This is a genomic window from Micromonospora sediminicola (assembly GCF_900089585.1).
GTDB classification, from domain to species: domain Bacteria; phylum Actinomycetota; class Actinomycetes; order Mycobacteriales; family Micromonosporaceae; genus Micromonospora; species Micromonospora sediminicola.
Genome location: NZ_FLRH01000003.1, coordinates 2,891,428 through 2,912,260 on the forward strand (window position 1 = coordinate 2,891,428; position 20,833 = coordinate 2,912,260).

The window sequence follows — 20,833 nt, forward strand, 5'->3', positions numbered from 1 at the left end:
GCATGCCCCTGCTCATCGGATTCGACCTGCTCGACCGGCAGATCGTCGACTGCGACGGCATCCCCGTCGGCAAGGTTGACGACGTCGAACTACGACGCCGCCCGGACGGGACACTGATCATATCGGCACTGCTGACCGGGCAGCAGGCCCTGGGTGCCCGCTTCGGTGGCACCCTCGGTCGATGGATCGCCGCCACCGCGGCCCGCCTCGACATGCACCGGCGTGGACCTCGCCGCATCGGCTACAACCTCGTCGAGCGCGTCGCGTCCGCCGTTCACCTGACAGTCCGCCGAGATCTGCTGCCCGAGCCGGCGCTCGAGAGCTGGCTCAACGATCACCTCGTCGGCCGCATCCCGGGAGCCTCCGATGGCCAGTGACCAAGACACGCTCCGAGCCAGCGACCTTCTCGGCCGCAACATCATCGACGGCTCCGGCCGCCCACGTGGACACATCGTTGACATCGTCGCGGACGGCCATGAGCGCGGCCACCTGGAGGTCACGGCGGTACTGGCCACGGCCGGTCCGTGGGGACGGCTGCTCGGTTACGAACGGGATGAGGTTCGCGGGCCCTGGATCATCGAGGTCCTCGCCCGACGCGTCCTGCGACGCCACGTGAAACGCGTTCCATGGTCGCAGGTGCGGTTCGCGGAAGACTGATCGGATGCGCCCGAACCTGAGCCAAGGGCCACAGCGCCGTGCAGTCGGCGCAGAGCACGGTCATTCGCACACGAAATCGGTGCTGACGCCGTCGAGAATGCCGTCCTGCTGGTCCGAGGGCGCTGAGCGCCTCAGGTTTCCCTCGGCTCGGTTCCACTGCCGCGGGTCGCCACCGGCTCGCAGCCACCGCGCACAAGCGATCGTGACGCAGGCGGCTGCGAGCCGGGCGACGAGTCGCGCATCATCGGTGCTGAGCGCTGTCCCTGACGTCGTGAGCGGCAGCCTGGGCGTCGTCCTTGACCGCCTGGGCGGCCTCCTGCGCGGTGGACCGCACCGACTCGGCGGCGTGCTGCGCCGGCTCGCGCAGTTCCTCCCTGAGCTCCCCGGCGACCTCGCCGAGCTTCTCCTTGACCACGCCGCCGTGCTCGGTCGCCTTCTCCTTGACCTGCGCGGCGAGCTGCTGCTCCCGCCGGGTGGCCGGGATGAGCGAGGAGACCAGCATGCCCACGCCGAAGGCGATCACGCCGGCGGCGATCGGGTTGCCCTCGGACTTCTGCCGCACCACGTGGGGCGCGCGGTGCGCTGCGTCGCTCACCGCGGAGGCGGCGGAGTGGGCCTTGTCGCCCACCGTGGACGCCGTCGAGGAGGCGTGGTCGCCCACCGAGTGGGCGGCGTGGCCGGTGCTGTGGCCGAGGTCGGAAGCGGTTCCCATCACCTTGTCCTTCACGTTCGTCAGCGCGCTGCGCACGCGCTGCTTGCGGTCGTCGACGATGCGGCCCGGGCTGACCTTGTACGCCAGGGCGTCCACGTCCGAGCTGAGGTTGTTGCGGGTGGCTTCGATCTCCCGGCGGATCTGGTCGGGATCGGTGCTCATCGGGTGACTCCCTCCGGGTGCGGCTTGAGTGCGTCGGGGATGCGCTGCACGGTGTCGTTGGTCTGCTTCAGGCCACGGATCTGCTCGGCGTTCCGCTTCGCCTTCGAGTAGAGGACGGCGGCGACGACGGCCCAGATCACGGCCACGATGAGCGCGGCCAGGCCGGAGTCCATGACGTTGTCGAGGAACTGCCACACCGCGATGGAGACGAAGAGCGCCACCATGTAGCCGCCGAAGCCGGCGCCGCCGTAGAAGCCGGCGGCCTTGCCCGCCTTCTTGCCCTCCTGGCGGATCTCGGCCTTGGCCAGCTCGACCTCCTGCCGCATCAGCGTGGACAGGTCGCCGGTGACCTGGCTCATCAGCTCACCGATCGAGCTGCCCCGCACCTCGTCCGCGCTGTGATGGCGCCCGCCGGGATCCTGGATCGACGCGCTCATGCCGTCGGCCCGCTCGGTACGACATTTCCGCCCGCGACAGGGCTCGGCGGGGTCTGCACGGGCATCACCGGAGTCGTCGGTAGGACCGCGGTGCGGTCCTGGTCGTACGCCGGCCGCACGCCACCGTCGTCGTTGCCGACGGCGGCGATGTTCCGGGTGAGCCGGCCCGCGACCACGCCGAGCAACGCGGCGCCGACCAGGAACGTGCCGGGGTTGCGGCGGGCGTAGCTCTTCACCTCGTGGAGCAGGTCGCACGGCTCGCGCTGCTCCAGCCAGCCGGCCACGCCGTGCACCCGCTCGGCCGCCTGGTGGGCCAGCTCGGTGACCGGGCCGGAGCCGCCGCCCTGCTGCGCCATCGAGCGCATCTCGTCGGCCAGCGACCGCAGGCCGCTGGCGGCGCGCTGCTGCTGCTGACCGGCCTGGGAGGTGACCTGGTTGCGGGCCTCGCCGTAGAGGTCGCGGACCTGCCGCTTGGCCTCGCCCACCACCTCCTGACCCTGCTGCTTGGCGGTCTGCGCGGCCGCGCCACCGGCGCCTGCGGCGTCGGAGCCGACCTGCCGGGCCTGGTCGCGCACGCCGCCGCCGTTCGTCGACTCGTACGTGGCGGACGTGGGGGAAAGATCGTGAGTCATGGTGTCCCTTCCGCTCGTGCGTTCCTAGCGGTTGTCTTCCGGGGGTCACGCAAATTGCTTTCCGCGTGACAACCGTCCTACCCGCGAACTGCGGAAACCATGCTCATCAATGGCGGGACCTCGCAGCCGTTCTCCTCGTTGGCATTGACGAGTGCCGCCGCTTCGCAGCGGCCAGCGAGGGGGCTCAGCGCCACCACGACGAGAGGTTGTCCGGCAGCTCCTGCCGTCCCCGTGAGTCGCTACCCCCACTCCATCCATACGGCGCTCTCGAGCTGAAGACCTGCGCGCTACGCGATAAAGGCGGCAGTCGGACAGGCGGCGGTTCGTCCGGCGGGTCCGCTTGTCGGCCCGTCATCCGAGACGAGCGATCATGTCGGCCCCGCTGTCTGATGGCCCCTGGTTCGTGTCTAGTCCCCGCTCGTTGGCCGTGCCACTGGAGGCAGGAGTTCGCCGGCTATCAGCCATCGACCGTCGTGGCCTGCGGCGTTTCCGTCACTGACCGAGGGGTAGGGATGAGGCCGTCAGGACGCTCTGGCCTACCGCCGCCGCGCAGGGCAGACCACAACAGGGGGACGAGCCATGCGTTGGACGTCGCAGGTGCGGGACCAGGCACGCGCGCGGCTGGAAGCTGCCCGGCAGGCCGAGCCTCCACCCTTCGACGAGTCCGGCCTGGGCACCCGAATCGGCCAGGTGCTCGTCGTCGATTCGGGTGAGCCGGACGGTGCTCACGCCCTGGGTGTGCCACGCGGGATCAGAGTGGCCGCCGCATGGGCCTGGCGGCTGATCCTGCTGGTTGCCGGCGCCTACGTACTCATCAAGACGGTCAGTGTGCTGCGAGTGGTCGTCATCCCAGTTATCGTGGCGCTGCTGCTGGCAGCGCTCCTGCAGCCCGCCGCAGCGCTGTTGCGCCGGCGCGGTATCGGAGCCGCACCTGCCGCCGCACTGGTCCTGGTCGCGGGACTGGTTGCGGTGTTCGGCACGCTGGCGATGATCGTGCGGACCTTCATCGACCAGTACGACGAACTCGCCGACCAGGTCCGCGGCGGCCTCGACGAAGTGCAGGCGTGGCTCGCCCGCGGCCCGCTGCATCTCGACGACCAACAACTCAGTAGCTTGGTCGATCGGGCCCAGGTGCAGGTCACCCAGAACCAGGGCGCACTGACCTCCGGAGCACTGAGCACCGCGACCACCCTCGGCGAGCTGCTGACCGGGTTCTTCCTCGTACTGTTCACCTTGTTCTTCTTCTTGCGTGACGGCGATCGGATCTGGCGCTTCCTGTGCCGTCTGCTGCCACACGGCGCTCGGGTATCCATCGCCCGTGCCGGCCACTACTCGTGGCACACGCTGATCTCCTATGTCCGCGCCACCGTGCTCGTCGCCTTCGTCGACGCGCTCGGCATCGGCATCGGTCTGCTCGTGCTGGACGTGCCGCTTGCCCTTCCGCTTGCCGCGCTGGTCTTCCTCGGTGCCTTCATTCCCGTCGTCGGTGCGACAGTCTCTGGCGCCGTCGCCGTACTCGTGGCGCTGGTCGCCCAAGGTCCAGTGAGTGCGCTGATCATTCTGGGCGTCGTGATCGCCGTGCAACAACTCGAAGGTCACGTCCTTCAACCCTTGATCATGGGCCGTGCCGTGGCGCTGCACCCCTTGGCGGTCATCCTCGCCATTGCCGCTGGCATCGTCGTCGCGGGTATCGTCGGCGGTCTTGTCGCGGTGCCGCTGCTCGCGGTCGTCAACACCGCCACGCGTTACCTGGCTGCGCATCCCGACGGTCAGCCCACCGTCGACCGCACACCGCCGGGCACTCGTCCTACCGACAACGATCAAGCAGACGCCGAGGAAACCGCCGACGACCGGCGTGCGCGCACAGAGGAACCGGTGCCTGCCGTCGACAGCTCCGTCGACGAGCGGGCCACCGGCCCATCGTCAGCCTAGGGTGGGACCAGACGACGGCCACATCCATCGCAGTGGCGGGAACGCCTCCGACCTGGCCGGTCGTGCGGGGGGCAACGGGTGACGGCGTGGGCGCAGGGAGATGAGGAACGTGAGCGAGGCTTTGTCACTGCGACGTATGTTGGTCCGATCCCATCGGGCCCTCCCCGAGGATCTACCGGGGATGGTCAGACGGGCCGTCCGCGAGCTGGGGGCGTCGGATGCGGTGATGTTTCTGGTCGATCACCATCAGCGAGTGCTGGCGCCCTTGTCCGACGAGCGGTCACCGCGGCGCGAGTTGATCGCCGTGGACGGCACCCTCCCGGGCCGCGCCTACAGCACGATGAGGGCTGTCGCCGCAGTCGGCGGCGACGCGAGCGCATGGTTCCCGCTGGTCGACGGGTTGGAGCGGCTCGGCGTCGTGGAGATCATCGGTCCAGGCGAGCTGCTCAACACGCGGCAGGCGGAGCTCGCCGACGTGGCCGCGTTGCTCGCCGAGCTGGTCATCACGCGCGGCATGTACAGCGACACGGTTGAGCGGATCCGCAGGCGAGAACCGATGAATTTGGCGGCCGAGATGCTGCGCGCCCAATTGCCGCCGTTGACCTTCGCTACCAGCAACATGGTCATCAGCGGGATCCTGGAGCCTGCGTACGACGTGGGTGGCGACGCGTTCGACTTCGCCGTCAACGGCGATGTCGCGCATCTGGCGTTGTTCGACGCCGTCGGACACGGGTCGCAGAGCGACCTGCGGGCCGTCATGTTGGCCTCCATCGCCCTCGCTGCCTACCGCAACGCGCGCCGTGCCGGCTACGACCTGGTGGCGACCTACCATCACATCGACGCGGCGGCACGAGGATTCGACCGATCCGGCCTGATCACCGGCGTGTTTGGCGAATTGGACCAGCGCACCGGCCAGCTTCGGGTGATCTCTGCCGGACACCCGAGCGGCATCGTGCTACGGCAGGGCAAGATCGCGGCCGTTCTGCCCACCCCGACCGCGCTGCCGGTCACGCTCGGGGAGTACCGCCAACCGGTGGTCACTCGATACAGCCTTGAGCCGGGCGACGATGTGCTGCTCTACACCGATGGCATCACCGAAGCCCGGTCCGCCGACGGCGAGTTGTTCGGCCTCGAACGGCTGTCCGACCTCGCTGTCCGTGCCCTGGCCGACGATCTGCCACTGCCGGAAATCGCCCGGCGGCTCGTGCACGCCGTGATCGCACACCAGGACAACCGGCTGCAGGACGACGCGACCGTGCTTTTCGTCCGCTGGACAGGTGCGCCGGACGGCGGCGAGGATGGCCGCAACGAAGCCCCGCGGAACACCGGTGTCGAGGATGACACTGGACACCTCCGCCGATAGGCGGGCGGCTACGTGGTTCGACGCGGCCGAATTGTTCCGGCTGCGCCGGCGGGGCGGAAGGCTCGTGGCGGTCGCCGCGACCTCGGCCGCTGCCCGAGCTTCGACCTCGAAACGCGCCTCCGAGCCGTCACCCCTTCGCTGGAAGCGACCCGCTTCGCGCTTGCACTCCTACGGCGCGCCGCCTGGGTCGCGCCTTGATCCGCAGCGGTTCTTTATCCCAAGACCTGGGCCATTCCGCCAATCCGCTGGGTGCCCTCGACAGGAGAAGTTGGCACCGCATCGTCAGCTGCGTCTGAGCGTTTCGTACGATTCGGCGAACCGTGCGCGCCGCTGTGCGTAGTGTTCCACGTGCGCGGGCTCGGGCTCGTACGTCGCTCCGGTGGCCCGGCTCGCGCGCGGTACGTCCGGCGCCAGCGCGTCGAGGGCGAGTAGCGCGGTGCCCCGTTGCGTCGCGCGGCGTCGGGTCACGTGCGTGACAGGTCGCCCGAGCACGTCCGCGAGGATCTGCAGCCATTCCGGGTGGTCGTTGCTGACGCGTCCCGCTGCCGCGACCTCCAGGACGTGCGGGGCGGCTGAGTGTAGTTCGTCGGCGACTCGCGCATAGGTGATGGCGACGCCCTCGACGATTCCGCGGAACAGGGTGTCGGCGTCGCTGGCCGCCGATATTCCGCCGAGCACGGCGCGTGCCCCGCCGGCCCAGCCCGGTGCTCGTTCCCCGGTGAGGTACGGCAGCACCAGCGGCGTGGTGTGGCTCGGCGGCGCGGTGAGGGTGCCCGCGAGTGCCGGGCTGAGACGTAGGGTGCTCTGTGCCCAGCTCACGGCGCGACCGACGTCGTTGATCGCTCCACCGAGCAGCGTGCGTCCCGCGTCGACCCGGTAGTTCCACAGTCCGAACGGCAAGGGCTCGGCCGGGCCGTCGAGCAGCACTCGCAGCGCACCGCTTGTGGCTGTCGCCGCGGTGAGCACGGTGGCGTCGGTGGCCCCGGACCCGACGTTGCTGGCGAAGCCGTCGGTGATGACGGGAAACCACGCCGCCTTCGCCAGTGCGGGCCAGCGCGTCGTGTTCGCTGCCGGAGTCGGTTGGTTCGTGTTTCGGGGCGGGGAAAGCTGATCGGGGCTGACGCCCGCGGCGGCGAGCAGTTCGGCGTCGAACTCGCCGGTACTGCGGTCGAGCAGGCCCGTCCACGCCACCGTGGAGGTCCCGGCCAGGGGGTGGCCGATCAGCCGAGCCAGGACGTACTCGCCCAGGGACCACCAGTTCGCGGTATTGGCGACGAGGTGCGGCTGTGTGGCGGAGAGCCAGCGCACGCGTGGAGCGTGGTAGCTCGTGTGGAGGCGGGTTCCGGTGCGCTGGTGAACCGTCCGTTCGTCAAGCTCCTCGCGTAGGGCGGAGATTGCGTGCGCGCTGCGGGAATCGGCGTAGGTCAGGCACAGCGTCAGGGGGCGGCCGGCCTTGTCGACCGCGATCAGCGAGGCGGCGAAGGTGTCCATCGCGACGCCAGCGATGCGGGTTCCCAACCGCGGGTCGCTGGTTGCCGCGTCGAGGACCTCTTCGACCTCGGCCGTCACCTGATCGGGGTCGATGATCGAGGTGCCGTCAGGCGCGACGGTGAAGGCGTGCGGCACCTTGTGCTGCAGGCCGTGGATCCGCCGCCCGGACGCGTCGTGCACGCCGCCGCGGGTCGCCGTGGACCCGATGTCTATCGCGAGGACCAGCGGATCCATCGCCGAGTCGAGAGCGATGTCGTCGCCGCTCAGAGGCATCGTGGTCCTCGCTGTGTCGGGCGTCGGGGGTCTCCGGCGACCATAGTCCAACCCTGATGCCGGGCGCACTCTTTTCTTCGGCCCGAGGGCGTTCTCCCTGGTGCAGGAGACAGGTATCGAAGCCGGGAGATCGTCCGCCTGGTCGGACCGGCCGCAGCCGGAACCCTGCCACGCAGGGGTTGAGGTCAGGAGGTATCGAGGCGGGCAGGGCCGAGGACAGGGCTCTCAGGGCTCGCTCGCTCGCACGCCGGCGTCGGCACGCCTTGCGGCGGTGCGCTGAACCGCTGCGCCGATCATGCCATCAGTCGGCGCTGCGGATCTCGTGTGGTTCGTCGACTGGCTTGCGCGGTCGCGCCAATGACGCAGCCTGTCCTGTGCGTCGCGCATGCTGTGCCATCGGTAGCAGATACCAGACGGCGACGAATGCCGTGGCGAGGCCGGCGCCGACGGCTACGGCTGCGGGTGTGCCGACGACGACGTCGATGACCAGGTAGACGGCGCCGACGATGGCCAACCAGAGCGACGACAGGCCCGCCAGCGCCAGCCGGCTCGCCGCGGCTACGAAGTCCGACTTGCGATCCCGGTGAAACAGGATCCGGTGGTGGTTGACCGGCGCGATGAGGCACACCGTCGCCACCGCCGCAAGGAGAAGTGTGGTCAGGTAGGCAGCGCGCTGCCCGTCGCCGAGGATCCCGAACCGCTGCGTGAAGGGCAGGGTCAGGAGGAAGGCAAAAAGGATCTGCACTCCGGTCTGGGCGACCCGCAGTTCCTGAAGCAGTTCGTCGAAGTGTCGATCTGCGCGCTCCTGCTCCGACTCGTCCCGCCCGTCCGGCGCCGCGTCCCGCCGGTACTGATCGCTCACGTCGAACTCCCTCGATCACGGCTGTCTGCCGAGGGCATCCTCTCACCACGCATCTGGCGTCCGTACAGGCGACGGCTGAACGACGAACCACGCCCGCAAGGCCGCGGTCAGATCGGTCGCTGCGGGCCGTGCCGCAGGGGAGCCGGGCCGGCGTTCAGCCGCCGGCAGCGTCGATGCGTGGGCCGGGTCCGCCGCGCGTCAGGTGGTTGAGCACCACGCCGGGCTGGGTAGTGGCAACACGTGAGAGCGTTTATCTTCGGCATGGTGGCATCGAGCGCGCTGCTCCTGGGTGCGGCGGCCGGCGTGTGGATCCGGCTGCCCAAGAGGTGGCTGGCCGTTCTGCTCGCGTTCGCCTCGGGTGCGTTGATCACGGCGCTGGCCTTCGAGTTGTTCGAGGACGCCTACGAGCAGGGTGGGATCTGGCGTGCCGCGATCGGGCTGGTGGTCGGTGCGGGGGTGTTCACCGCGCTGAGCGCCGCACTGGATCGGGTGGCGCAGGGCGGCCGTCGACAACAGCACGGTAGCGAGAAGCTCGATCCGGACGCTGCCGCTCGGGACCGGGCCGCGTCGACCGCGTCGACCACCGGCGCCGCCGGCCTGGCACTGCTGGCTGCCGTCACCCTCGACGGCGTGCCCGAGAACGTCGCGCTCGGTGTGTCGCTCGGTGAGGGCACCGGTGGGCTGGTGCTGCTGGCGGCGATCTTCGTGTCGAATTTTCCCGAGGCGTTGGTCGGCAGTGCCTCGATGCGGGCACAAGGCCGGTCCATTGCCTTTGTGCTCGGCACGTGGGGGGTGTGCGCCGCGGTACTCGTCGCGGCCGTGGTCCTGGGCGCCGGCCCCCTGTCCCACACCGCTCCGGAGACCATCTCGCTGCCGCTGGCGTTCGCCGCAGGGGCGGTGCTGGCATCTCTCGCGGACACCCTCATGCCGGAAGCGTACGAGAAAGGCGGGCCCTCGGTCGCGTTGAGCACGACCGCTGGGTTCGTGCTCTCCTTCGTCCTCGCCACGCTGTGAGTGACGCCGCCGATTCTCGTTTCCTGCCCTACGGTGACCGCTCGACGTGTTGGCCGTGGGCAGGCGTGACCGTACTCGGCTTTGAGGGCTGCATTGAGAGCGCGCCCGGTTCGCCGCCGCGAACTCGCGCACGTGCAGGCAGGCCTGCGCTCAGCGTTTGCCGAGACTGACGACCGCGCGCGGTCGCACGCGAGCATGTCGGCCAATCTCTCCCCGCGGTGCCGCTGGGCGCGGGCGGGCCGGCCTGCCCTCACCGCAGCGACCGGGACGGGGTGATGATGCCGTACGGTCGATCGTCCGTCGGACGGAGTCGACCTGCGCGCGGATGTCGGGTGCAAGCGCGCCTGGAGCGGGGCTGGCCGTCACGGAAGGGCCGCCGCGCTGCGGCCGGTTTGGGGGACCGGTACCGACCGAAGCTTGATGCTGAACGCTGGAAGCCGGGCCCTCGAATGACGTCGGGTAGATCGTGACGCCAATCCGTCTGCCGTCTCCGCCTCCTCACGCGAGGCGAAAGGTCGCGAGGGCTGTCTGCTGGACTGAGCGGGTCCGGATCCACCGGCTGTCCTGGGTGATCCAGGACAGGCTGTAGGCGCGGGATCGGCCGTCGTTGATCAGCAGTCGGCGGACGTGCAACCGCTCGCCGTTGGGCTGGTCGCAGGTGTACTCCCATTCGGCGGCGCCACCCGGGCGGATGATCGGCCCGATGCTGATCCTCTGATAGCCGGTCAGTGCTCCGGTCTCGAGCAGGTCGCGCTCGGCAACGTCCCATCGCTTCGACGGTACGGCGGAGGCCCTGACAGTGGGGTCGACGGCGATGGCGTCTGTCCGGGCGGGATCGCGGAGGCAGATCGTCGTGCCCTCGGTGTGTCGGGTCCACCGCTCGGGGACCGCGATCAGGAATCCTGCCGGGTCCTGGTGCCACGCCCACCCACTCGGTGGGGCGTGCGGTGGCGGTTCGGTGGGCTCCCGCAGCGGTTCGGCCTCGCCGGCGGCGTCGTTCAGGCACAGGTGGCCGGGCCGCGCCGGCGCGGTCGTCACCACCGCGTCGGCGGCCGGGCCGTCGAGTCCGCCCGCCGGTGTGCCGTCCTGGGCGCGCACGGCGCCGACCACCGCGCCGGCTGCCGTGACGACGACGGTCCCGACTCCCAGCAGGCCCAACACGGCGCCCGCGAACGCCCAGCCGGTCGTCCGGTCGCGGGTGGTCGACGTCGTGACCGCGAGGGCCGTGGTGTCGATCGTGTCCTGGGGGACCGGGTCGGTCGCGGCGGCGGCTCGGCGCCACCGACGCGGCCGGGCGGACGGACGCGCGGGCACGGGGTGAACGGGCGAGGTGGAAGCCAGCACCTGTTCGAGTCGATCACACGCTTCCTGAGTGGACAGTCGCTGGCGGGGATTGCGCTGCAGGAGACCGAGGATCGAGGGCTCGAGCGGCGGAACGGTCATCCGGTCCGGTGCCTCGGTGGCCAGGGCGGCGAGCGTGGCCAGGGCGGTGGGCCGGGTCCACGGCAGCCGGCCCTCGGCGGCCAGGTAGAGGGTCACGCCGAGGGCCCACAGGTCGGCGGCCGGGGTGGACCTCCCGTCCCGGGTGCGCTCCGGAGCGACGTACTGGAGTTTCGACAGGGTCGCCGCGGTGACGGCCGCCGGGGCGCGGCTGTCGAGGATAGACAGGCCGAATCCGCCGAGTATCACCCGGCCGTCGTCGGCGAGGAGCACATTCCGTGGGCAGATCTCCCGGTGCAGCACCCCTGATGCGTGGGCGGCGCCGAGAGCCGCGAGCAGGTGCAGACCGACCCGGGTGACCTCGGCCGGAGCCAGCGGACCGCCGGCGGCGACCACCTCGGCGAGGGAGCGGGAGGGTACGTGTTCCATGACGAGCCAGAGGCACCCGTCGGCGCTCACCACGTCCCACATCCCGGCCACACCCGGATGGTCCAGACTCGCCAGGGCGCGTACCTCCCTGAGCGTCGCGTCGCGCAGGCGCGACCGCTCCGCGTCGCTCACCCAACCTGGTAGGGCGATCTGCTTGAGTGCGACGTGCCGGTCGAGCACCTCGTCGCGCGCCAACCAGACCCGCCACGGGGTCGCCGTGTCACCGATCGGCACGAGCCGGCGGTACCGGCCGGCGAGCAGCTCGTCATCCACGCTGGTGATTCGAAGCGGCTCCCGGCCCGGATGGGAACGGGCGACAAGAAAACTGCCCGCGGCCCGGCGCCCCCGGGCTCAGCCGAGTTCGACCGTACCGACGAACTGCGTGGGGGCGTCGGAGCCGCCTCGGGGCTCGTTGGACACGCCGAACGTGCCCGCACCGGCGACCGGACCGATGACCGTGGTCGACGCCCTCGCTCCCTCGGCGAGTCGTCCCACCTTACGAGGCTCGCCACCCCGGATGAGCCACAGCTCGTAGATCCTTCCGCGGCCGGGCTCGGGCAGGTCGCGCAGCAGCACCACACCACGGTCGCGCTCGCGCGAGACCACCACGGTGGCGGCACCGCCGGGCTGCAGCGACCGCTCGAACACCCGGGCGTCCGGAGCGTCCAGGACGGCGGCGATGCGCCGGGCCTCGTCGGCGCTCGCCCGCTCGTCGCTGATCCGTCCGTTGCTCACGGTCCAGGTGACCGCGCTCGCGCCGCCGGCCACGAGTACGGCCGCGGCGGCGGCCACGGTGAGCCGTCGCCACGTTCCTGCCCGCCGTCCGGCGCCTCTGGCGTCGGTCCTCAACTGCGGGGTGCGCGCCACCTGGGCCAGGGTCCGCTCCCGCAGCCCCGGTGGTGTGGCCACGACGTTCTCGTCGGCGAGCCGCGCCGCCGTCTGCCGAAGCTCGGCCACCTCGGTGCGGCACGGCTCGCACTCGGCCACGTGCCGCTCGAACGCCGCCCGCTCGACGTCGTCAACCGCGTCGAGAGCGTACGCGCCGGCGAGGGTGTGGATGTCGCCGCTCATGCCCGCCCCTCGATCTCGACGCCGAGGCAGTCGCGCATCCGGATCAGCCCGTCGCGCATCCGCGTCTTCACCGTCGGTAGCGGTGTGCGGAGCTTCTCGGCGACCTCACGGTAGGTGTGGCCCCCGTAGTAGGCCAGGGTCACCGCCTCCCGCTGGACCGGTGTCAGCCGGCCCAGACACCGGCGGACCTGTTCCCGCTCCAGCCGCGCGGTGACGTCCTCGACCACCTCGTCGTAGGGAACGTGCGCTTCGGACGCGGCGACCTGCGACGTCCGTCTGGTGTGCGCCTGTTCCGAGCGCACCCGGTCCACGACCCGGCGGTGCGCCATGGTCAGGATCCAACCGACAGCCGAGCCGCGACCGGCGTCGAAGCGGCCGGCGGTGCGCCACACCTCCACCATCACCTCCTGCGTCACCTCCTCCGCCTGCGCCGCGTCGCGAACGACCCGGCGGGCCAGCCCGAGAACCCGACCCACCACGATGTCGTACAGCGACGCGAACGCCGTCTCGTCGCCACGCGTCACGCGCGCCAGCAACTCCTCGGCGGTCGGCGGCGTCGCGGTGTCGGGCGGTACCGGCCGGACCCGCCGCGCCTGTTCCGGGTCACCGCTCATTCTCGGCAGGTCCTTCCGCATGCGGGACGATGGGTGTGCCGCCTACATGTACCCGACGTGCTAGGCGGGATGGGCATGGGCGAGGCGCGCGTAGACGATGACATTGTCGCGGTAGTGCTGCGTGTTGTCGTCGAACTCGCCGCCGCAGGTGATCAGGCGCAGTGCCGCGTGGTCGACGGCCCCGTACACCTCGTCGGTGGGGAAGCGGTCCTTGGGATACTGCGCCACCCTGGTCACGGTGAACATCGCGCTGCTGCCGTCCTGCCGGTCGACCGTGATCCCGGCACCGACGGCCAGCCTGCCCAGACCGAAGAACGTTCCGCGGTGGCCCTTCCAGTCGATGTGGCCGGCCAACACGGCCGGGCCGAGCGCGCCGGGCGTCGGCGCCCTGGTGAACCACCCGACGTCGGCGGGGCTGTCCGGAACCTGCATCGCCCCGTCCGCCTGCAGGCCGAGGGCGACGACCGCGGCGGTGGCCCGCAGCGACGGGATCGACACCCGCCTCGGCGGCGACGAGGACATCAGCGGGCCCGAGGTCAACTCGCCCGGCCTGGTTGCTGGGCCGGCCGCCGGTTCCGCGGCCGGCGCCGCAGCCGAGACGTCAGGTCGGGGCGGTTCTCCGCCCGGTTCGGCGACGGCGAACCCGATGGTCACGGCCGCCGTCAGGATGAGGATGCCGGCCACCGCCAGGAGCGTGGCGCGCTCCCGACGGCGGCCGGCCGGCACTCGCGCGTCGCCGGTGTCCGTCACGACCGCCTCCGGTTCAGCGCCCGTCGGCGAGTCGGCGGCGGGCGACCACCGCACCGGCGGCGCCGAGCAGCGCGAGAGCACCCACCGACCACATGACCGGCGCGCCGCCGGAGGTGCTGCCGTCGCCGGTGGCGACACCCCCTGCGGGTACGGAGCCGGCCGCCGCGCCGCTGACCATGCCGCACGTCGCGGGGTCGGTGGCCTCGGCGGGGATGCCGTTGACGCCGACGGACTTCGCGAACGTCGACTCCCCGAGCGCCTCCATGTCGTACGCGCCGTTCTTGTTGGCGTCGATGCCGTGCTGCACGAGATGCAGGTCCTTCAGGTGTTCGATGGTGCCGGCGGGCAGCTCGGCGGCGGGGATGGTGCGCTCGTAGCTGAGGTTGCCCCGCGCGTCGGCCTTCGGCATCCGGTCCACCGCCAGGCCGCTGGCCCTGGTGGTGTCCCCGGTGGTGGTCAGCGAGATGAAGATGTCGCCGTACATCTTCAGGCCCTCCTCGGTGCTGACGTAGCCGTTGCCGTCGGCGTCGGCGGACTTGTCCGGACAGTGGAAGTCCATGCCGTTGACCGCGCCGTGCACGTGCTGGGCGTGCGGCGAGTTCGGCGTCATGCCCGTCGACCGGATCATGACTTGCAGGTCGCCTCCGTCCGTCGCGGTCAACGTCGCGGTCCCGGTCGCGCCGGTCTCGTTGAGATCCTGCAACCGGACCTGCACGCTCTCGTCAGCGTGCGCGACGCCCGGAACCGAGAGAGCCAGCGCGGCCACGGGCAGGGCGAGCAGGGCTCGGGAAAGTCTCACAACAGGTCTCCGTCTCCGCCTGGTCACGGCGCTGGTGTCGTTGCTGTCGAGAGGGATTCGTCGCCCACCGCCCGCCGGACTGGTGCCGGCTCGCACATTTCTCGACCGGCGCCCGGGCCACCCCGCCTGTCGCGGTGGCACCGTGCCGTCTGCTGCTTCGGCAACGTCGACGTCAGGGCGAGCGCCCGGACAGGCCGATCGATCGGAGGAGACGTGGACGATCGGGTGCGATCACTGGCCCTCGGCGCGCCTGTGCGGCGTTCATCGCCGTACCTGTTCTCGGCCGTTGCTCGGCAAGGGCGAACAGACCCGCCGCTACGACACGGTGATCACCCCATCCGGCTACGCCTTCGTCGTCTGGGCGCCGATCTTCGCCGGGTGCGCCCTGTCGACCGTAGGTCAGTGCCTGCCCGAAGGTCGAAGCCATCCCGTCAGCCGCCGCAGCGGATGGCCCCTGGCCGGTGCCTACGCGGTGAGCACCGCCTGGTCGCTCGCCGCGCAGAGTGATCGGCGCGCTGGCACCGCCGGTCATGCTCGTCGATTCGACGGATCGACCACTCCGTGTCGCTGGAGCGCCCGACGCACCAGTCCGAGGCCGGAGAGCCCGGGCAGTCTCTCGATCCGGTCGTCGAGCTGCCGGATCTCCTGCCAACCGGCCTCATCAGCGAGCAGATACCGCATCAGGTGTGCGGTCTCGACCCGAGGCATCCCCGCCGCGCCGGCCGGTGCCCAGAAGTGACGCAGCGCGAAGCGGGTCAGGCGCCGGACGCGCACCGAGCGGGCCAGCCGATCGCAGGCCCGGCCGGCGTAGTAGGCGGCATGCCGCACCTCCTGACTCGTCACCCGATGCAGGACGTCGGTCAGGACGGGGTGCTCCTCCCGTAGGACGAGCCGGTGATAGCAGCTGTGGGTCATCCACTCGTTGATCGCGCCCCACGTCATCCGGATGGCGGCGGCGTCGTCACCGCTGACGCCGTAGCGCAGAGCCCACCAGGCCGGCCCGCGGCGACCACTTCGACCGACCCCCCACGGCGCCGCCGTCACAGGCGGCGTGCCGGTCGGGACATCGTGTGCGGTGAGCACCCTGACCAGCACCTTTCGATGCCAGTCCTTCTCGTAGATGCACCTGGTCAGGACGGCTGTGTCGGTCTGTTCGACTTGCGCCGGCGCGACCAGCAGGTCGAGCGGGTGGCAGATGTCACACAGGTAGCGCAGGCAGCGTAGCGCCCCGGGCGACAGAGGCCAGCGTCGGAAGACGTCGTAGTCCACGCCGTCGTCGGGGTGGACAGCCGCGCGGGTGTAGGGACCGGACTCGAAGGCCATGAACTGCATTCGGAGGCGGCTGCTTGACGGATGGGTCGGTCGGCCACCCGGCACGGGCGCGGCGCCGTCTCCCGTAGTCCCGACCGACCGACCGCACGCCGAGCGCCGCCGCCGAGGGTGTCGGGCCGGCGTCGGCGTGGCATTCGCGGCGACCTGTCCTCGACGGCGAAACGATCACGGCGTTCGCCCGTGCCCATACCGTTGACGATGCTCGGCGCGTGGTTGGTCGTCCCGTGGCGCAGACTCGTGCGCGGAGGGACGGATCGCGCCGGGTTCCGGTGCCGGCCCTGGTCCATTACGGTCGACTGATGGTGCACGTGCCGTCGCTGCCAGAGACCGACCGTGTCGTCCTTGCCGAGGTGCTCGGTGTGGCGGGCCGGTACGGCACCGGGCGGGATCGCGACGCGTCGCGGCGGGAGGCCCTGTCGCAGGTCCGCGCGGTGTGCGTGGATCCGTGGCTGTTGGGGGTGGCGGCGGGAACGGTTGCAGTCGGCATTCCGTCGGGATGCGCGGAACCAACCGTGGAGCTGCTGCGGAACGCCGGGGCGGACATGGGTGTGGCCGCTGATCACGAGGCTGAGGTCCGGGCCCGCTCGGGGGAGTCGACGTATGACATGACGTGACGTGACGCGAAGGCGGCGCCGGTCCGTCGCCCGGCGAGCCAGCCCCGCACCTGCGTGCGGCCCGGCGACCAGTACAAGGCGGGCCGAGGGGCGAGGTTTGGGCAGGTGCGACCCGGGAATCCAGGTGCGCTCCACGCCACGCTGCGGGGCCGGCGACAAGATGCCACCGGCCCCGCAGCATGGCTCGGGTGTGTGGTACCGCCGCCGCGAGGCCGTCGTCGTGTGGTGGGCCCCGATCCGGGTACCCGGCGGATCCGGCGGTCGTGCGAGGACGGGGGAGCGGGTGACGGAGCAGGAGCGGGCGCAGGCTCTGGTGACGGCGTTGACGACCGAGCACTTCGTGCTGCAGACGTCACGTTCGGCAACGGTCGCGGAGTCCGTGGGTCGCGCCACCGTGTTCCTGTCGACGCTGTCAGCCGGGCTGATCGGGCTCGGCTTCGTCGCCGGCAAGGGCACGGTCGCCGCGGCGTACCTGGCCGCCGTGATGCCCACGCTGTTGGTCGTGGGGTGGCTGACCTTCGTACGCCTCACTCAGACCACCGTGGAGAACGCCGTGGACCTTCAGCGGATCCGTCGCATCCGCGCCTATTACCACGAGCAGTTCGAGCCGGACGGCCAGTTCTTCGCCGACGCCGTCGCCCCGGGCGACAACGCACGCGTGGCATGGGCGGCGACCGGGGTGCCGCCGAGCCGGTTTGCGATGCTCTACACCGCAGCCGCCATGGTGGCAGCGATCAACTCTCTGCTCGCCGGCGCTGCCGCGGCGCTGCTGCTGGCTCTGGCCAGAACCGTACTCGAGGCGGGCATCGCCGCGGGCGTCGTGATCGCTGTTCTCGCCTTCGCGGCGCAGATCCGCTTCCAGAGCCGAGTCATGTCCCGCCTACCGGAGCCGTGATTTCAGAGATCCGGTCGGACACCGAGGTGCTGAAGCACCGAGCGCCCCTCGGGCCCGACCGGTCGGTCGGGCCCGAGGCGCGCTCGGTCAGCCGGTGACGGCGGTGAGTGCCGGTAGGTATCCGCCCGAGTAGCCGCTGGCCTTCGGGTGGTAGGACTCGACGACGGGCCAGGTCGTGCCGTTGATCCACGGGCTGCCGGCGCACACACCGTGTCCGGCGAAGCGGCCCCGCACGTCGGCGTAGGCGAAACCGGCTGCCGACGCACGGCCGGAGATGACGCCGGACATGGTGTCGGCGCCGCCGTTGAGCAGGCCACGCTTGTACTCGTTGATGCTGCCGAGACCGCAGGAGCCGAGTTCGAACAGGCGCGGGTAGCCGAGCACGACCACCCGGGCGCCGGGCGCGCGGTTGCGGATCGCCCGGTAGGTTTCGTCGAGGCGGCCGGGCAGCGTGTTGGTGATGTAGGACTTGGCGTTGTTGACGGCGGTGAGGCATCCGCTGTCCGAGCCGAGGCGACAGGTGGTGACGACGTCGGCGAAGCCGGCGTCGTTGCCGCCGATCGAGAGCGTGACGAGGTCGGTGCCGGCGTTCAGCGCGCCGAGCTGGTTGTTCAGCACCTCGCGGGTGGTGGCGCCGGAGCAGGCGACGAACTGGAAGCTTGCCGGTGCGTGGCTGTTGGCCCACAACCTTGGGTACGCCTGTGGGCTGCGCCGGCACGAGCCGCTGCCGCTGTCGTAGTTGTTGGTGCCGACACCGGAGGAGTAGGAGTCGCCGAGCGCGGCGTAGTCCGTACCGGCGGCGGAGGCGGGGGCGGCGAGACCGAGGCTGAGCAGCAGGGCGGTGGCGAGACTGCCGAGAAGCGCCAGGGGGCGACGGGTCATGCGGGACCTCCAGGGGGATGAGGGCCCACTTCGTAACACGTCGTCTACCGGTCAGTAACAATCGCCGGAGCCGATTCCATGACTGGCGCTTTTTGTCGTCGCCGGCCTTGCTGTGGATGGAATCTATCGAGAAGAATGGATGGGTTGGTGGTGCGGGGAGGGCGGGAGCGGCCGACCGCTTCCGCCGTCACCGATGCGCCTCACCTCAGCGGTTCGGCGGCAGCCGTTGTGGTCCGCGGCCCTCCGCTCGTGGTCGACGCCGCCTCGGTCCGATCGAGCAGGACATCCGATCGTGCGTAGGTGTCAGGTCGGAGGGCGGGGGCCGGCCGTCTTCACGCCGTGCGGGGACGTGGCGGCAGGGTTGCGGTGGCACCGTAGAAGCGGTGGATCAGCCCGACGACGCGTTCGAAGTCGTCGAGGTCGATGGGCTTGGCGATGTAGGCGTTGGCGTGCGCGGTGTAGCTGGCCACCACGTCGGCGTCGACGGCGCTGGTGGTGAACACGACGAGCGGGATGGCCTGCAGCCACGGGTCGGTTTTCACCGCGGTGAGGACCTCGCGGCCGTTCATGCGGGGCATGTTCAGGTCGAGCAGGATCAACTCCGGACGTGGGGCGCTGGCGTACTGGCCCTGACGGCGCAGGAACGCCATCGCCTCGACTCCGTCAGGGACGTGGTGCAGTTCGGCGACAAGGGCGTGGGCGGCGAGGGCTTCCTGGATGAGGGCGACGTCAGCGGGATCGTCCTCGACCAGCAGCACCCGCAGCGGCTCTGACCGGTCACGAGAGGTATCTCCGGCAGCGTTCACAGCCGAAGAGTACTTCCTGAATCCGGCGCAGTTGACCGAGTGGATCTCGCCCTGTCCGCAGGATCACTACCGGACCGGCCCGCGCCGTAGCGGAGGAGCGCGGAGGGCCTCGGTCGTGTCCTGAGGGTATGCGAAGGGCCGGCCTGGCTGCGGTGCCCGGACAGATAGACAAGACCGCTCGAGTCGGATCATCCCCACCTCAGTCGGAAGTATCGACCGGAGGAGGGCAGAAGCAGCAGTACGACGACCACGAGGGTGCCCAGGGCGACGCCGCCGCGGAGCAGCGCGTGCAGGAGGGGGTGCCAGTCAGGCATGCGCTGCTCGGTGAGCTGAGTGACCCGCTCGGCGAAGGCCAGGTCGTCCGGCGCGCTGCCCCGGGCGAACACGGCGTCAAGGACGTTGAGGCCCGAGCAGCACACCAGGAGCAGGCTCACCGGCGCGAGCCAGAAGCGAGCTGCGCCCTGCCGCCGCGTGATCTGCGTCGCGGCGACGAGGTAGCTGCCTGCCAGGACAGAGAGCCACACCAACGAGACCAGGTGAGCGAGGGCTACGGCCAGCATGGTGTTGTCGCCGGCGCCAGCCTCCTCGTAGATGGCGCCGAGGAGAGAGTCGCGCCGCCAGGTCAGCGCCAGATGCATAAAGGCCATCACGATGAGGAGAAGAAGGAGCCAGAGCGCCAGCCGAATGGGCGCAGGTCGATTTGTCATCATCACGCCCTTCGAGCGTCGCGGGCGCTTGGCACCCGTCAATCTATCGTGGAGCAACAAGGCGGACTAGGTCCAGGGGCAGATGACGGGTCTATCTGCGACGACGGCCTCGAACGACGAGCACAGATCACATCCGGGTCAGCGGGGCCGGACCATACCGTGGACCACTCTTGCCCGATGCGTCTCGTGCCGCGTTGGAAGCCAAGCCTCTTGCGGACGATCCGGCCCCGCCGACACCCCGTGAGTTGGCGCCGTAGGAGTCGAGCACCTGAATCTCGTAGCGGTCCTGCGGATGGACGCCGCTGATGCCGATCATCCGGGCGAGCACTCGCTGTTCAGTCCCTCAACCTTGCACGAGCGAGTCGTACGCCTCGGCGCCGTTCGAGAGAAATCGACTACTGGCTACGGCCTCAGCAGCACGTGCCTCAGCACGGATAGCCGGTGCGGACCCTGTCGAAGGCGGCCTCGCGGGTCAAGCCGGTGTCGCCGACGCTGGTCGGCCCGTTGCGGGCGGACCGGCCGAGCTGCACCGGTTCGATCACGGTGCGGCGGATCTGGTACCTGTTGCCGTCGGTCGTTCTTTCCGCGCGCAGGCCGACCAGTGTCAGGCCGTCGCCTCCACGGAGGCACCCGACACCGGTACCGGACCAGGCGAACCCGTTGTCGAACCGATACTGCTCGCCCTCGGCGTTGTGCGTCACGACCACCTGGCATCCGGTGAACGCGAAGAGATATGCCTGCCGCGAGCCGCTGAGCAGGATCAGCGACGAGCCGTCGGCGGCGACGAAGCCGTGCGGTTCGAGTTCGCTGGGTTCGGCGACCGAGAAGCGGGTGGAGGTGGTCAGGCCGGCCGCGGTCCGCACCCCGACGCGGTTGTCCCCGTCATCGACCAGGAACAGCGTGTCCCGCCGGCCGTCGTGGTCGAGATCGCCCGTCAGTGCGGCGCGGGAGCCCGGCGG

The 20,833-nt window shown here is 70.5% G+C and carries 22 protein-coding genes; 7 read left to right on the plus strand and 15 right to left on the minus strand.

All coding sequences use genetic code 11. The features are described 5' to 3' along the window. Positions 1–2 precede the first annotated feature (2 nt). Positions 3–377, plus strand: a complete 375-nt coding sequence (locus GA0070622_RS13950; RefSeq protein ID WP_091573687.1) for a hypothetical protein — start codon at positions 3–5, stop codon at positions 375–377. Beyond that, complete coding sequence (locus GA0070622_RS13955) at positions 367–657, plus strand: PRC-barrel domain-containing protein (RefSeq protein ID WP_091573688.1); 291 nt, start codon at positions 367–369, stop codon at positions 655–657. The genes GA0070622_RS13950 and GA0070622_RS13955 overlap by 11 nt, the downstream gene beginning before the upstream one ends. A gap of 241 nt (positions 658–898) precedes the next feature. On the opposite strand, the gene GA0070622_RS13960 is transcribed toward GA0070622_RS13955, so the two are convergent. Genes GA0070622_RS13960 through GA0070622_RS13970 form a run of 3 tightly spaced genes read right to left on the minus strand, consistent with a single transcriptional unit; the run spans position 899 to position 2,600 of the window. Further along, on the minus strand, positions 899–1,531 hold the full coding sequence (locus GA0070622_RS13960) for a DUF3618 domain-containing protein (protein ID WP_091573689.1): 633 nt from the start codon (positions 1,529–1,531) through the stop codon (positions 899–901). After that, complete coding sequence (locus GA0070622_RS13965; RefSeq protein WP_091573690.1) at positions 1,528–1,968, minus strand: phage holin family protein; 441 nt, start codon at positions 1,966–1,968, stop codon at positions 1,528–1,530. Before GA0070622_RS13965 ends, GA0070622_RS13960 begins: the two co-directional genes overlap by 4 nt. Beyond that, on the minus strand, positions 1,965–2,600 hold the full coding sequence (locus GA0070622_RS13970) for a hypothetical protein (protein ID WP_245666260.1): 636 nt from the start codon (positions 2,598–2,600) through the stop codon (positions 1,965–1,967). The genes GA0070622_RS13965 and GA0070622_RS13970 overlap by 4 nt, the downstream gene beginning before the upstream one ends. Before the next feature lie 579 nt (positions 2,601–3,179). Here GA0070622_RS13970 and GA0070622_RS13975 point away from each other — a divergent pair. Together GA0070622_RS13975 and GA0070622_RS13980 are read left to right on the plus strand one after the other, a co-directional pair. Beyond that, a complete protein-coding gene (locus tag GA0070622_RS13975) occupies positions 3,180–4,532 on the plus strand; it encodes an AI-2E family transporter (RefSeq protein ID WP_091573691.1) in 1,353 nt (450 codons plus the stop codon). A 181-nt stretch (positions 4,533–4,713) separates the two neighbouring features. Next, positions 4,714–5,895 (plus strand): PP2C family protein-serine/threonine phosphatase, encoded by a 1,182-nt coding sequence (locus tag GA0070622_RS13980; protein ID WP_245666262.1) that lies wholly within the window; start codon positions 4,714–4,716, stop codon positions 5,893–5,895. Positions 5,896–6,177: 282 nt separating this feature from the next. Here the strand turns inward: GA0070622_RS13980 and GA0070622_RS13985 are convergent, their stop codons facing one another. Beyond that, positions 6,178–7,659 (minus strand): gluconokinase, encoded by a 1,482-nt coding sequence (locus GA0070622_RS13985; protein ID WP_091573692.1) that lies wholly within the window; start codon positions 7,657–7,659, stop codon positions 6,178–6,180. 301 nt (positions 7,660–7,960) lie between these two features. Beyond that, positions 7,961–8,521, minus strand: coding sequence for a DUF6328 family protein (locus GA0070622_RS13990; RefSeq protein ID WP_091573693.1), 561 nt, complete (start codon positions 8,519–8,521; stop codon positions 7,961–7,963). 264 nt (positions 8,522–8,785) lie between these two features. Between GA0070622_RS13990 and GA0070622_RS13995 the strand changes: the two genes are divergently transcribed. Beyond that, entirely contained in the window at positions 8,786–9,535 is a 750-nt protein-coding gene (locus tag GA0070622_RS13995; RefSeq protein WP_218060585.1) for a ZIP family metal transporter, read from the plus strand. Positions 9,536–10,033: 498 nt separating this feature from the next. On the opposite strand, the gene GA0070622_RS14000 is transcribed toward GA0070622_RS13995, so the two are convergent. The 6 genes from GA0070622_RS14000 to GA0070622_RS14025 form a co-directional block, all read right to left on the minus strand. Further along, the gene (locus tag GA0070622_RS14000; protein WP_141684567.1) at positions 10,034–11,677 is read right to left on the minus strand and encodes a serine/threonine-protein kinase; all 1,644 of its coding nucleotides are present in this window, start codon (positions 11,675–11,677) and stop codon (positions 10,034–10,036) included. Between the two features lie 78 nt (positions 11,678–11,755). Continuing rightward, positions 11,756–12,475 (minus strand): anti-sigma factor, encoded by a 720-nt coding sequence (locus GA0070622_RS14005; protein WP_091573695.1) that lies wholly within the window; start codon positions 12,473–12,475, stop codon positions 11,756–11,758. Continuing rightward, positions 12,472–13,089, minus strand: coding sequence for an ECF RNA polymerase sigma factor SigK (gene sigK, locus GA0070622_RS14010; protein ID WP_091573696.1), 618 nt, complete (start codon positions 13,087–13,089; stop codon positions 12,472–12,474). The genes GA0070622_RS14005 and sigK overlap by 4 nt, the downstream gene beginning before the upstream one ends. A 60-nt stretch (positions 13,090–13,149) precedes the next feature. Then, on the minus strand, positions 13,150–13,839 hold the full coding sequence (locus GA0070622_RS14015; protein ID WP_091577363.1) for a class F sortase: 690 nt from the start codon (positions 13,837–13,839) through the stop codon (positions 13,150–13,152). A 13-nt stretch (positions 13,840–13,852) separates the two neighbouring features. Continuing rightward, positions 13,853–14,638, minus strand: coding sequence for a hypothetical protein (locus tag GA0070622_RS14020; RefSeq protein ID WP_091573697.1), 786 nt, complete (start codon positions 14,636–14,638; stop codon positions 13,853–13,855). A 528-nt stretch (positions 14,639–15,166) separates the two neighbouring features. Beyond that, positions 15,167–15,970 carry a hypothetical protein gene (locus tag GA0070622_RS14025; protein ID WP_091573698.1) on the minus strand — a complete coding sequence of 268 codons (804 nt, stop codon included), beginning with the start codon at positions 15,968–15,970 and terminating at the stop codon, positions 15,167–15,169. Positions 15,971–16,269: 299 nt separating this feature from the next. Between GA0070622_RS14025 and GA0070622_RS14030 the strand changes: the two genes are divergently transcribed. Together GA0070622_RS14030 and GA0070622_RS14035 are read left to right on the plus strand one after the other, a co-directional pair. Then, positions 16,270–16,584 carry a hypothetical protein gene (locus GA0070622_RS14030; RefSeq protein WP_091577365.1) on the plus strand — a complete coding sequence of 105 codons (315 nt, stop codon included), beginning with the start codon at positions 16,270–16,272 and terminating at the stop codon, positions 16,582–16,584. A gap of 283 nt (positions 16,585–16,867) precedes the next feature. After that, on the plus strand, positions 16,868–17,479 hold the full coding sequence (locus GA0070622_RS14035; protein ID WP_091573699.1) for a hypothetical protein: 612 nt from the start codon (positions 16,868–16,870) through the stop codon (positions 17,477–17,479). 87 nt (positions 17,480–17,566) lie between these two features. Here the strand turns inward: GA0070622_RS14035 and GA0070622_RS14040 are convergent, their stop codons facing one another. From GA0070622_RS14040 to GA0070622_RS14055, 4 genes are all read right to left on the minus strand, one after another. Further along, a complete protein-coding gene (locus GA0070622_RS14040; protein WP_091573700.1) occupies positions 17,567–18,361 on the minus strand; it encodes an SGNH/GDSL hydrolase family protein in 795 nt (264 codons plus the stop codon). Between the two features lie 332 nt (positions 18,362–18,693). Continuing rightward, complete coding sequence (locus GA0070622_RS14045) at positions 18,694–19,167, minus strand: response regulator (RefSeq protein WP_091573701.1); 474 nt, start codon at positions 19,165–19,167, stop codon at positions 18,694–18,696. 188 nt (positions 19,168–19,355) lie between these two features. After that, entirely contained in the window at positions 19,356–19,805 is a 450-nt protein-coding gene (locus GA0070622_RS14050) for a hypothetical protein (RefSeq protein WP_141684568.1), read from the minus strand. Between the two features lie 494 nt (positions 19,806–20,299). After that, entirely contained in the window at positions 20,300–20,737 is a 438-nt protein-coding gene (locus GA0070622_RS14055; RefSeq protein WP_091573703.1) for a hypothetical protein, read from the minus strand. Between the last annotated feature and the right edge of the window lie 96 nt (positions 20,738–20,833).

Excerpts from the sequence above, each read along its gene's own strand:
- GA0070622_RS13950 (WP_091573687.1), top strand. The coding sequence starts at position 3 with ATGCCCCTGCTCATCGGATTCGACCTGCTCGACCGGCAGATCGTCGAC.
- GA0070622_RS13955 (WP_091573688.1), top strand. The coding sequence starts at position 367 with ATGGCCAGTGACCAAGACACGCTCCGAGCCAGCGACCTTCTCGGCCGC.
- GA0070622_RS13960 (WP_091573689.1), bottom strand. The coding sequence starts at position 1,531 with ATGAGCACCGATCCCGACCAGATCCGCCGGGAGATCGAAGCCACCCGC.
- GA0070622_RS13965 (WP_091573690.1), bottom strand. The coding sequence starts at position 1,968 with ATGAGCGCGTCGATCCAGGATCCCGGCGGGCGCCATCACAGCGCGGAC.
- GA0070622_RS13970 (WP_245666260.1), bottom strand. The coding sequence starts at position 2,600 with ATGACTCACGATCTTTCCCCCACGTCCGCCACGTACGAGTCGACGAAC.
- GA0070622_RS13975 (WP_091573691.1), top strand. The coding sequence starts at position 3,180 with ATGCGTTGGACGTCGCAGGTGCGGGACCAGGCACGCGCGCGGCTGGAA.
- GA0070622_RS13980 (WP_245666262.1), top strand. The coding sequence starts at position 4,714 with ATGGTCAGACGGGCCGTCCGCGAGCTGGGGGCGTCGGATGCGGTGATG.
- GA0070622_RS13985 (WP_091573692.1), bottom strand. The coding sequence starts at position 7,659 with ATGCCTCTGAGCGGCGACGACATCGCTCTCGACTCGGCGATGGATCCG.
- GA0070622_RS14005 (WP_091573695.1), bottom strand. The coding sequence starts at position 12,475 with ATGAGCGGCGACATCCACACCCTCGCCGGCGCGTACGCTCTCGACGCG.
- sigK (WP_091573696.1), bottom strand. The coding sequence starts at position 13,089 with ATGAGCGGTGACCCGGAACAGGCGCGGCGGGTCCGGCCGGTACCGCCC.
- GA0070622_RS14025 (WP_091573698.1), bottom strand. The coding sequence starts at position 15,970 with ATGCAGTTCATGGCCTTCGAGTCCGGTCCCTACACCCGCGCGGCTGTC.
- GA0070622_RS14030 (WP_091577365.1), top strand. The coding sequence starts at position 16,270 with ATGGTGCACGTGCCGTCGCTGCCAGAGACCGACCGTGTCGTCCTTGCC.
- GA0070622_RS14040 (WP_091573700.1), bottom strand. The coding sequence starts at position 18,361 with ATGACCCGTCGCCCCCTGGCGCTTCTCGGCAGTCTCGCCACCGCCCTG.
- GA0070622_RS14050 (WP_141684568.1), bottom strand. The coding sequence starts at position 19,805 with ATGCATCTGGCGCTGACCTGGCGGCGCGACTCTCTCCTCGGCGCCATC.